10 protein-coding genes are annotated in these 11,676 nt (G+C 40.5%); all 10 read left to right on the top strand.

All coding sequences use genetic code 11. The annotated features are described in order from the left end of the window. Nucleotides 1-653: 653 nt before the first annotated feature. On the top strand, nt 654-1,190 hold the full coding sequence (locus DW033_RS05790) for a DUF4255 domain-containing protein (protein ID WP_022191828.1): 537 nt from the start codon (nt 654-656) through the stop codon (nt 1,188-1,190). Between the two features lie 90 nt (nt 1,191-1,280). Then, entirely contained in the window at nt 1,281-2,036 is a 756-nt protein-coding gene (locus DW033_RS05795) for a hypothetical protein (protein WP_005867037.1), read from the top strand. Nucleotides 2,037-2,055: 19 nt separating this feature from the next. After that, the gene (locus DW033_RS05800; RefSeq protein WP_005867035.1) at nt 2,056-3,564 is read left to right on the top strand and encodes a phage tail sheath C-terminal domain-containing protein; all 1,509 of its coding nucleotides are present in this window, start codon (nt 2,056-2,058) and stop codon (nt 3,562-3,564) included. A 37-nt stretch (nt 3,565-3,601) separates the two neighbouring features. Continuing rightward, the gene (locus DW033_RS05805) at nt 3,602-4,054 is read left to right on the top strand and encodes a phage tail protein (RefSeq protein ID WP_005861441.1); all 453 of its coding nucleotides are present in this window, start codon (nt 3,602-3,604) and stop codon (nt 4,052-4,054) included. After that, nucleotides 4,054-4,557 (top strand): phage tail protein, encoded by a 504-nt coding sequence (locus DW033_RS05810; RefSeq protein WP_005861439.1) that lies wholly within the window; start codon nt 4,054-4,056, stop codon nt 4,555-4,557. The genes DW033_RS05805 and DW033_RS05810 overlap by 1 nt, the downstream gene beginning before the upstream one ends. 161 nt (nt 4,558-4,718) lie before the next feature. Beyond that, nucleotides 4,719-5,375 carry a hypothetical protein gene (locus DW033_RS05815; protein ID WP_005867031.1) on the top strand — a complete coding sequence of 219 codons (657 nt, stop codon included), beginning with the start codon at nt 4,719-4,721 and terminating at the stop codon, nt 5,373-5,375. Nucleotides 5,376-5,380: 5 nt separating this feature from the next. Continuing rightward, entirely contained in the window at nt 5,381-7,138 is a 1,758-nt protein-coding gene (gene vgrG, locus DW033_RS05820; protein ID WP_005867030.1) for a type VI secretion system tip protein VgrG, read from the top strand. Nucleotides 7,139-7,228: 90 nt separating this feature from the next. Further along, nucleotides 7,229-7,555 carry a GPW/gp25 family protein gene (locus DW033_RS05825; RefSeq protein ID WP_228002619.1) on the top strand — a complete coding sequence of 109 codons (327 nt, stop codon included), beginning with the start codon at nt 7,229-7,231 and terminating at the stop codon, nt 7,553-7,555. After that, nucleotides 7,552-10,923: a hypothetical protein gene (locus tag DW033_RS05830; protein WP_048927986.1), complete on the top strand. Its 3,372-nt coding sequence runs from the start codon at nt 7,552-7,554 to the stop codon at nt 10,921-10,923. The genes DW033_RS05825 and DW033_RS05830 overlap by 4 nt, the downstream gene beginning before the upstream one ends. A 63-nt stretch (nt 10,924-10,986) precedes the next feature. Next, a complete protein-coding gene (locus DW033_RS05835) occupies nt 10,987-11,676 on the top strand; it encodes a hypothetical protein (protein WP_226766670.1) in 690 nt (229 codons plus the stop codon).

An 11,676-nucleotide genomic window follows, 5' to 3' on the forward strand; every position in this document is an offset into this window, starting at 1 on the left:
GTTTCATCATTTTGGACCGGCGTTCTCTCTCGAATGCGGGTGCAAAAGTAGTGCTATAAAACATAACTACCAAACATTTTCAGTATTATTTTTCAAGTTTTTTTTCAAGACTTAACAAGTTATATAATGTACGTGTGATAAAGCCATACTACTCGATTCTCACCCTATTGGAGACATCCTGTTATAGAGACATAGCATGCCGCACTTCTACATGGAGGTATATTATGATTTATTGAGTGGCGATGTGATAATTTTCCATACAATAAGTGCGTGAATGATACAAAAATATAAATCACTGAACATTAACAGTTTAAAAATACGATTATGTTTTACCGGAAAGTCGTACATGTTTATGAGAAAAGTCGTACGTGTTTTCGAAAAAAGTCGTACGTGTTTTTCCGAAGTCACATAATAGAAAATAAGAGTAGATAAAAAATACACAATAAGCATAGCCCAATCTCAGGATCAACATTTCTTTCAATCTTTTTCAGGAAACCGCCAAGACGTAATTATCTATGATAATCAAAAAACGATTTTAATTCTTATCACGAATCGAAACGAAGGTAATTTGCTAGAAAGAATTCAGACAATGAAATTATAAAGCTGAAAAACAAATTTATTCCTTACCTTTAGCACAAATAAAGCAAAAGACCATGATACACGTATTAATAAACACACTCGCAGAGAAAATGAACGAATTTCTTTCCAGCTATTATGAACGGGCAGAAATTATAGTGGAAGCCGGAAGTATTGATGCGACTCCAAATGAGGATCAATCGGATAAAATCATACTTTCTATCGTGAATATAGAGCGAGAGACAGCAATGGGAATCTCTGCCCCCTATAGGAACACAAAAAATAACACATTCCAACAAACATCTCCACCATGGTACTTGAATATATATATTATGGTTGCCGCTGTTTTTTCATCTAAAAGATACTTAGAATCTATACAAATATTATCGGATTCAATCTCCTTCTTACAACAAAATTCCATTCTTAAATTACCAGACCAAGGTACCATAACGCTCGAACCCGTAACAATTAGTATGCAAGAGCTCAGCAATATATGGAGTATATTAGGAGGGCATTATTATCCATCAATCCTATGTAAAGCACGAATCATATCTTTTGACGGAACAGAAATCAAGGATATAAAACAACGAATATCAAGTCAAAAAATAAATTAGAAATAATGTTATCAAACATATAGCATTTAATATCATGCCATATTCTTTTTATCTACTTTTGGAATATTATAACTATAAAACAAACCAATGATGAAATTTGACTTTTTAATTAACATTATATTTAGCCATGAATATTATAATGAATGTATTCCTTCTGAAATCTTCGAGATAGAACCCAGGAGAACGAATAGAGTCGTATTAGGAGGACCTAAATATCCTTTTAGGCAAACGGGTCGAAATCAATATGCACTAATTGGAGATCGAGAAGAGCTTCTTGATCACCTTTCAACCTCCCCGGATGGTCTCAACCTTGAGTTTCAAGCACATTCAAAAGATCCGAATTTTTTACTGTATACACAATCCCTGCTACCGGAAGAGCTAAATGATTCAGATATACAATTAAGTGTTATCGATAACCGACTGAATCGGCTCAATGTGATCATTCATGTTACCAAAGAATTATTAAAAACGAAATGCCCAATACAGAAAGAAATCCATTATCACACAAAAGAAGCCTATTGGGATTTTATCTTGATACCTCGTAATCCAGAAAATGCGTCAATGGATATTTTTATGGAGGATAATGGACCGGAAAATATTAGCTTCAAGAATCCCGAGCAAATCCGTTTCATGGATAAGGACGTTTTTCGTATCAGCACAGAATATCCGATAAAGATTAAGGAAGAGTCTTATTACCAAAGAAGATCAGATATCACGATTTACGAGAAAAGAGAATATGCTAAAAGAATGCTATTAAGGCATGTTCCTGTTCCCTCTTTGGGACGTTTTCTTATAAAGGAATTACAATCTACCGAGAATTCTATTATACAAATTCTTTATATCTAAATCCTTAAAAAAATAACGTATGGCACAAATGAAAACCCCTGGCGTTTATATCATAGAGAAAAACGCTTTTCCTAATTCAGTCGTAGAAGTCGCTACCGCCATCCCTGCCTTTATCGGGCATACCCAATTCGCACGGGACGGTAACAAGGATTTGACCGGTATCCCTTTCCGTATATCTTCTATGGCTGAGTTCCATTCGTTCTTCGGTTTCGCTCCCACCTTGCGATTCGGAATTCGTCCGGAAGATTCCGAGAGTGAGGACACCACCAATGACATAAACGTATTATTCCCCGACGGAAGTTGCCAGCTTACTTTGCCAAAAACGTTCTATGCTTTATATTATAATATGTTGTTGTTCTACGCTAACGGTGGAGGACCGTGCTATATCGTCTCCGTAGGAGATTATGAGCATGACTTTAAAAGCATAGACTTTACAAATGCGCTCTTAGCCTTAAAAAAAGAACAGGAGCCCACGTTGGTCGTCGTTCCGGAAGCCGTATATATGGAGGAAGGCGATTGTTACAAAGTTCAAACTGCCGCTTTGATGCACTGTGGTAACGATATGAAAAATCGCTTTGCCATATTAGATGTTTTCAACGGATACAAAGATGAAAACGGTGCGGTTATCAAAAGTTTCCGAGAAAATATAGGTAGCAATTTCCTTGCGTACTGTGCCTCCTATTATCCATGGATAAATACATCTATCGTCACCGAGAAAGATATCACTTTTTATAATATAGAAAAGGATAGTTTAGAGAAATTGGAGGAACTGATCTTGAACGAATTCTCAAAGAAGTCCGGTGTAACGAATGAGGCTGTCAATGAACTTATGGACAAGTTCAAGCTTTTGCTTACCATGAAAGAGGACGAGGCGGAACGTTTCCATACCTTATTATACCAAGTCAGTTCCGTATACCGCTCCATTTTGAGAGAGATTCGCTTGAGGATCAATTTACTTCCGCCTTCAGCTTCGATGGCCGGTCTTTATACTATGGTAGATAACACCCGGGGAGTATGGAAAGCCCCTGCGAATATTTCCATCAATAACGTAGTCACACCCGCACTCTCGATCACAAATGCCGAGCAAGAAGATCTGAACGTACCGATGAACGGAAAAGCCGTAAACGCAATCCGTAGCTTCCCCGGTGAAGGAATCAAGGTTTGGGGTGCCCGCACGATGGATGGTAACTCGTTAGACTGGCGTTATATTAACGTAAGGCGTACGATGATCTTCCTAGAGGAATCGATCAAGAACGCCGCCCGTGCCTATGTATTCGAACCGAATGTAGCAAATACATGGGTAAATATGCGTAGTATGATAGACGGATTCTTACGGGGCGTATGGAAACGAGGTGGATTAGCAGGAACTTCCCCCGAAGACGCATATAGCATTCATATCGGATTGGGAGACACGATGACTCCCGAGGATATTCTGGAAGGTATCCTCAGGATATCCGTATTCGTGGCTATTACCAGACCTGCGGAATTTATCGAGATCACATTCCAACAACAAATGCAAAAAAGCTGATAATTTAAGAATTAAAACCTATTAAAGAAATACGAATATGGCAGGAGAAGCACAAGATAATGTATGGCCGTTACCCAGTTTTTATTTTAAGGTAGAATTAGGTAGCCTCGGGGAAATCGCTTTTAAAGAGGTATCTGGTCTGGATATGGAAGCCCAAGTAATTGAGTACCGACATGGTAATAGCCCGGTTTTCTCAAATATCAAGATGCCGGGACTGAAGAAGACGAGCAATGTCAGTCTAAAGAAAGGGGTTTTCAAAGCGGATAACAAATTATTTGATTGGTTTAACAAGATAAAAATGAACACAATACAGCGAGAAGATGTAACAATCAGCTTACTGGATGAAGCAGGAAGCCCTACAATGGTTTGGAAATTATCGAACGCATGGCCGACTAAGGTTACCGGTGTCAGCTTAAAATCCGATGGAAACGAGGCTGCCATCGAAACCTTAGATTTAGCGCATGAAGGATTGACCATAGAAAACGCTTAATGCTAAGGTTTGATCATATTGTCCCTCCTCCGGTAGCGTTTTATTTCAACGTGACTTTCGAAGGATTGATCGAGACCTCTTTCCAAGAGGTCTCGGGACTACAACTTGAAATGGAGACGGAAACGATTAAAGAAGGGGGAGAAAACAGTTTCAGCTATCAGGTGCCTACCCGACGAAAGCACGGTAACCTTGTGTTGAAACGTTCTTTAATGCCTTTGCCTCATGTGCTAGAGACATATGTGGTTAAAGTATTGGAAAATAATGGAAGTGCCCAGATCGTTCCCGTCAATTTAACTATATCATTGCTGGATGCCGGGCATTTTCCCCTAAATAATTGGTCTGTGCTCAATGCTTACCCTGTAAAATGGGACATTAGCGCATTGAATTCCCAAAAGAATGAGTTGGTGATTGAAACATTGGAGATGGCTTATACTAATTTGATCCGTATGTCGATAAGAGATACAGAAGATACGAAAAAAGAACAATTTAAGCAATGGCTATAACTATAAAAGAAATCCAAGTGTCCGCAAAAGTGACACAACAGAAAAAGGAACCCGACCTCCCTCTCTCCCGTGATTTGATACAACAAATCAAAGAGGAGATAATTCGTGAGGCCAAGAAAGATTTGTCTAACCTTTTTTCTTGTAGAAAGGAGCGGTAAAACATGAACCAAAAGTTGATCATCGAGGCATATAAATCAATTGAATACAAAGGTGGCGAGAAATTGGGTAATATCACCGTCCAAATCAATCCGGATAGCTATAAGTTAAGCAAATCTACCTCCTATAAGAAAGACGAAAGCATAAAAGAGGATAAGCAACTACCGGAGTATAAACACACCAACCCCTCCACTCTCTCTTTTGATATACACTTCGATGGTACCGGTATTATCCCGACGGGGAAAAAAACCGTGACAGAAAGGATCAAGGATTTGGAGAATATCATTTTTCTACCTAGCGCAGAGATCGATCCACCCAGCCCTTGCTTCCTTAAAGTAATTTGGGGGAGTCTCATTTTCAAGGGGAGATTAACCAGCCTAAATTGGGATTACACCTTATTCTCGCCCAATGGCAATCCTTTACGAGCTAAAGGCTCCTTGTCACTAACAGAGGCGATTAGTAGTAGAGAGACACAAGCAAAAAAGAAAAATCAAAAAGCTGAGGGTAAATTCGTTACTTTTAAACAAGGAGACAGTCTAATCGGGTTATGCGCAAAAGAATATAAAAATTCTGGTTACGCTCCAATGATTGCCTCCATTAATAACCTAATCAGCTTTAGAGATATAAAACCCGGAACTCAATTATGGTTCCCTAAAATATAATGAATATGGATAATTCATTTATAATCAAACTATTCCTAAATGGTAAAGATGTAACGGAGCAATACTCCGTAATCAATGCAAAAATATACAGAGCATGTAATAAGATCGATAAAGCAACGATCTCCATCAGCGCTGATATTATCGACAACAGCCAATTTGAAATACCAGACAACAAAATATTCAATCCGGGTACGGAGCTTAAGTTTCAAGCGGGTCCAACAGATAAGGTCAGCACCTTATTTGAGGGATGCGTTACAACCCATCAGTTAAAAATCAATAGCGAACAACAAACTCTATTTGTTTTAGAATGTAGGGGGTTCGCATATCCTGCAACCTTTGGACGTAAAAATAATGTATATGAAAATAGTAAAGATGATGCCGTTATCAAGAAGATTCTGGGACAATACGGGCTTTCTGCCAAAGTAGATAGTACCGGTATAGAAATTCCACAACTGGTACAATATTATTGTACAGATTGGGATTTTGTACTCACACGAGCACAAAATAACGGATTAGTCGTTATCACTGACGGTAAACAAGTCAAGGTATGTAAACCGAATGTATCTGCCTCCCCGGTCTTAACCATCACCTATGGAGATAATTTAATCGCTTTCGATGGTTCTATATCCGCTTCCGAGCAATACACAGATACAAAAGCCTGCGCTTGGGACGTGAGCCGTCAACAAATTATCAAAGCCACCGCCAGCAAACCTTCTCTCAATGCCCAAGGCGATATCGCCGCAAAGGATCTATCCGGTCTGGCAAATGAAGTGATGCTTTATCAAACCAACGCTCCCATCGGCGACGCTTCTTTACATGCTTGGGCCGATGCGCAAGCTTTATGGAGCGGTCTGGCACGTTTTCAAGGCTCCATCACAATTTACGGGAATGCGTCTATTATTCCGGGCTGTATTATCAAATTAGAAGGATTAAGCAAACATTATAGTGGAAACGCATTTGTTCAATCAGTAGAACATACACTACAAGGAGGCGAATGGAAGACACAAGTCTATATGGGTTTCAATCCGGTAGTCATTACCGAAGAGCCCGATGTAGTGGCTCCCGCAGCTAGTGGTTTCTTGCCCGGCATACGAGGATTACAAATAGGGATCGTTAAAAAGATCGGAGATAATAAAGATTTCGAGAATTTTATATTAGTCGATATACCCTTGTTACAATGTGAGAAGACGGAGATATGGGCTCGGCCGGTCAGTCCGTACGCAAGCAATGGGGTCGGCATGTTATTTCTACCGGAAGTCGATGATGAGGTAGTCCTGCAATTCATCAATGAGGACCCCTGCCACCCTGTGATTATCGGAAGTTTGTACAGTCGCAAACGAAAAACGCCGGTTTCTTTAGATCCAAAAAATAATTTAAAGACAATTGTTACAAAAAACCAGTTGAAAATTACTTTGGACGATGATAAAAAGATTATCACAATAGGGACTCCCGGAGAGAACACGCTCATATTGGATGATGACAAAAAGCAAATTCTGTTATCCGATGCTAATAAGAACAAGGTCTGTATGGATAAAAACGGAATTATGGTAGAATCCGGCAAAGATCTCATATTTAAGGCAAGAGGGAATGTCAAGACAGAAGGAATGGGTATCGAATCCAAGTCTAAGCAAGATACCAAGATAAATGGCTTGAATATCGAGGTTTCCGCACAAATGGGAGTTAAAGTAAAAGGGTCTGCCACCGCCGAAATATCCGCATCCGGCCAAACCGTTGTAAAAGGAGGCGTTGTAATGATTAATTAAATCGAATGATTTATGCAGAACAAAAATAGTTTTTTAGGTAAAGGATGGGCATTCCCCCCAGAATTCAGCCATAATGATAATCCCACCCGCATGTCTAATTATGAAGAAGACATCCGGCAAAGCTTGATCATCCTTCTCTCCACTCGCACAGGGGAGCGAATACATCGTCCGGATTACGGTACGGAACTATATCGTTATCAGTTTGAACAATTAGATCTTACCATGGAGACCATGATTAAAAGCGCTATCGAGAAAGCTGTTCTCTTATACGAGCCTAGAGTCTCGCTTGATCGCATAGAAATTAATAAGGCTTCGATTCAAGATGGCATTCTGATTATCGAACTTTATTATACGATACGTATGAATAATGTCCAACAAGAATTGACCTATCCTATCTATTTTGATTCTAACCGATGAATAAACAATGGAATAAAGATGGATTGACAAGAAAAAAATTGGAGAATGATTTCCGGATACATGAGCCTTTTCAAGTACTCGAGAAAAATCTCTCCAATTTATTGGCTCGTGCCTTTTCGAAATCATCCTTTTTATATCATTACCAATCCTTAGCCATACTCAATGAGATCAAGCAAACAGATACAATCGGGATCGAACAGAGTTTCATTTTGTGGCAAAATGAGAACTCACCGGAAAGTAACAGAGAAATCACCTATCTAAGAAACGCTCTATACCATAAGTTCTCTGATTGGTATCAAAGATTGAATCATCGGATCTTTAGAGATTCCATGTCCGATTTATTTCTGGATATGGAGAAATATAACCAGAGACTTCAGCTAATAACCCTATCCAATCCTAAAACGGTTCGTAGAAGTCTCTACCTATTATTACGTATCCTCCGTAATTTACAAAACAAACGAGAGATTTACATCCAAGAAATCGCTAAAAGCGGAGAGACCGATCCCTCATTAGCTGTTTTAATCGCTTTCTTGAAAAACTATCAATATCTGGTAGATCAGTTCAATAAACGCTGGGAAGCTTATCCGTTATTTTATGTCAACCAAATATTGAAGGAATCTCCCCAAAAAGCGATTATTCCTTCCGCTTGGTTTATCGCCGTGAAGAATAATACCGCACAGCAAGCCCAGTTACCCAAAGGTACAGGTATTATAACACAGGTACCATTTCCTGCGCAAGATATCCAATTTTGTTATCGTACGGACGAAGATTATTCGGTCAATGACATGAAAATAACGAGTATACATTCGTTACTATTGGAAAAAGATCCGAAAAAATATCCAGCGAGCCGATTAGGCTTCGTTACGTCCATCTGGCAAAAACAGTTGAATGACAGGATCGGAAACGTTCCTTCTAAGAAGCCCAATCTGGACTCAGAGCTAATCTTTGAGAACCAATCCTCTATACAAGCTGGACTGATGATCGAATCTCCCATGTTATTACTTCGGGAAGGACATCGGGATATACATATCACATTCGGATTAGAAGAAGACTCCATATCATATTTCAAAGAATTAATCGCTACCACGGAACAATCTTCCCACGAAACCGGGCGTGTATTAAACGACGCTTTCCTATTGGAGTTAAGCACAGAGAAAGGTTGGGCCCCGATATACGCCTACACCTTGACATTCATCAACGAAAACTCCTTTTATCTGAAATTCGTCCTTAATGAGAAATTCGACCCTACAACACCTTGCTCTGAAGCTCATGGTTGCCAAACACGGAACCCAGCGCTCCGTATATTGATGAACACGGATGCTTGGTTATTCCCCTACTCTTGGGTACACCGTATTTTTATTACTAGCTTAAAGATAAAGGTACATGTATCCGGCATGTCATCCTTGAAAATCTATAATCCTCTGGGAGAAGTAGACGCAAGCGTACATTTCCCTTTATTCGGGTTAGAAGCTCAAAAAGGCTCATGGTTCGCATTCGGTAATTATGAGATAGCGATCAAGCCTATCCAATCCATGGGTATTACTTTGCAATGGGCGGATCTACCTTATTCGGAAGGAGGTTTCTATGATTTGTATCAAGCATATAAGACACCTATCGATAATACCACCTTCAAAATTGAATGGGAAAAACTAACAGACCAGAAATGGGTAAAATTACCGGGAAGTACATCTTGTCTTTTCAATACGAAAAACAAGCATACTTCCCCTAGGGGAAAGCTCTCGGAGTACAGCGAGATCGTTTACGACAAACCGTTCAAAAACATTACGGTCTCCACGGAAGAAGAGCAATATCAATATACGAAAACCCAGCAAGGCTTCTTCAGGATTAGACTCACAGATCCGAACGGCGGATTTGGGCAGACGGAGTACCGGATGCTCTTTGCGGATATCATGATAAGAAACAGCCATACCCGTAAACAGACCCCGGTGCCCAAACCTCCTTACAACCCTATGATTGAAAGTATAGGTATCGGTTATAGCGCCGAGGAAGAATACTTTTTCAATGGCGATACCCCAAGAGATAGATGCCGTATCTATCATATCCATCCATTGAGGCAAAAGGAATTACATGAAATCGATCTACGTCATCCGTTCCCAATGGTGGAAGTTCCCACAGAAGATGGGATTATTCTATTCGGTATTGGTAACTCGATCGGTAACGACCAGATCCGTTTATTCTTCGAGATGGCTGCCTTGAAACGGGAAATCGGAAAAGAATATCTTCCTTGCGTACAATGGTCTTTCTTCAACGGCAAGCAATGGGAGTTTATCAAACCGGGTAATTTACTTTCCGATACAACCGGGAATCTGTTGAATACAGGTTTGGTAGACGTCCTGCTTCCCTCACCTATTAGCGAGGAAATGCTAGACATAAATGGAGATTTCTGGCTTTCGGCAAAAGTATCTTGCCACACGCAAAATTGTTCATCCATACGAAATGTCTATCTAAACCCAGTGAAAGCCCGGTTAGAAATCCCCGAAGAAATGGAAGCCCTGATCAGTGAGGAACTCGAAAGCTTCACGGGACTCGTTTCTTTCGAGAAAAGTATGCCGGGACTTACGGATATTTACCAAATCATACCCGCTAAAGGAGGACGTTCGCCGGAAACGCCAGAGGATATGCGGCTCCGGATCACCCAAGAGATGTCCCATCGGAACCGGGCTGTATTGCCTAGGGATTACGAGCAAATAACATTGGCTCAGTTCCCCGAAGTTGAAAAAGTACTTTGCTTGCCCGGAATAGACAGTAAAGCTCAAAACAGGAGCCCGATCGTAACATTGGTCGTGATGCAAAAGGAGAAAGATAAAAAGATCTTGCCTTTATGCGAACATAGGCTACTCATGCGAATCGAAGATTATATAGGTGACAAGACAAGTCCGTTCATTACCGTTGACGCTATCACTCCGGTCTACGAGGAAGTAACCGTTTGCTGTAACCTCCGGATAAAGCCCGGATATCCCGTAGGAGATATACTCCGCCAGACAGAGGCACGCATTAATAATTGTATCGCGCCTTGGCGAGATAAGGAAGAGATCCCGGTATTTGGGCTTTCGTTCTCATCGACAGATCTTTATAACTCCATACGAGAGTGTGAAGCCATCGTGGACATTGATATATTAAGCGTAGCGCATGTCGTATATACGGCAAAAGACCAACAAAAGAGCTATTATCTAAACCGCTACCCGGAAGAGGCAAGGCAAAATTTCAACGTTAGCCCTTCCCAACCTTGGTGCATATTAGTTCCTTCTGATAGGCATTTGCTATATATTGACCAAAAAGACGAACTACTGGAACAACTCGGACTCGGATATTTAGGAGTTGGAAGTAATTTTATTATTAACAAATAAAACAAACCGGATATGCCTCGTACAAACAGAAATACACTAAAAGAATACTTTAAGCGCGGAAGTATGCCCAACCAAAAGCATTTCTACGAATTAATCGATTCCATGGTCAATATTTCCGACGACGGGATCGATAAAAATCCGGATGATGGCTTACGGTTAGCTCCTTCCAAGGAAAACAGTCCCGTCATCAGCTTATTCACGAACATACAAGACAATATTCCAGAGTGGAAAATATACCTAGGTAACAATAGCCAACTCCATATCATACGTCAAGGGCAAGATGAACCGATACTATCGCTTCATCCAAACGGTCGCATCGAGATGAACCAACCCGGTATGGATATACGTATCAACGGCAGTCTTTCCGCAACCCGCTTCGACGGTGCGATACGGGGTAAATTTCCCGCAGATGGCGAATGGCATACCCTGCAAATACCAACGGAAGGATGTCGTGCCTACCGCATCATGGCTGGATGCGGTAAGTTAAAAAGCGGACAATACGCATTAGTGGAAGCCACGGCTATCCATTGTTACGGAAAACATCGAAAAATCCGTACGAATCAATCCTGGTTCGGTTCCTTTTTTAACAAGATCAAATTCCGTTGGTACGGCCCCGGACAAAAATGCAAGTTGCAAATACGTAGCGGACGGGATTATGGAGACAACATCTTTGTTTGTTTCCAGATAACCGATTTATGGAAAGATTACCGGATGGACGCCTCCGACCGGAGAAACACCTTTAATCAAGAATAG

The sequence above is a fragment of the Parabacteroides sp. AF39-10AC genome, from assembly GCF_003635405.1.
GTDB lineage: Bacteria > Bacteroidota > Bacteroidia > Bacteroidales > Tannerellaceae > Parabacteroides > Parabacteroides distasonis.

What these genes read in the sequence shown, in the direction of transcription:
- DW033_RS05810 (WP_005861439.1), top strand. Translation starts at nt 4,054, where the DNA reads ATGCTAAGGTTTGATCATATTGTCCCTCCTCCGGTAGCGTTTTATTTC.
- vgrG (WP_005867030.1), top strand. Translation starts at nt 5,381, where the DNA reads ATGGATAATTCATTTATAATCAAACTATTCCTAAATGGTAAAGATGTA.
- DW033_RS05805 (WP_005861441.1), top strand. Translation starts at nt 3,602, where the DNA reads ATGGCAGGAGAAGCACAAGATAATGTATGGCCGTTACCCAGTTTTTAT.
- DW033_RS05800 (WP_005867035.1), top strand. Translation starts at nt 2,056, where the DNA reads ATGGCACAAATGAAAACCCCTGGCGTTTATATCATAGAGAAAAACGCT.
- DW033_RS05815 (WP_005867031.1), top strand. Translation starts at nt 4,719, where the DNA reads ATGAACCAAAAGTTGATCATCGAGGCATATAAATCAATTGAATACAAA.
- DW033_RS05790 (WP_022191828.1), top strand. Translation starts at nt 654, where the DNA reads ATGATACACGTATTAATAAACACACTCGCAGAGAAAATGAACGAATTT.
- DW033_RS05830 (WP_048927986.1), top strand. Translation starts at nt 7,552, where the DNA reads ATGAATAAACAATGGAATAAAGATGGATTGACAAGAAAAAAATTGGAG.
- DW033_RS05835 (WP_226766670.1), top strand. Translation starts at nt 10,987, where the DNA reads ATGCCCAACCAAAAGCATTTCTACGAATTAATCGATTCCATGGTCAAT.
- DW033_RS05825 (WP_228002619.1), top strand. Translation starts at nt 7,229, where the DNA reads ATGTCTAATTATGAAGAAGACATCCGGCAAAGCTTGATCATCCTTCTC.
- DW033_RS05795 (WP_005867037.1), top strand. Translation starts at nt 1,281, where the DNA reads ATGAAATTTGACTTTTTAATTAACATTATATTTAGCCATGAATATTAT.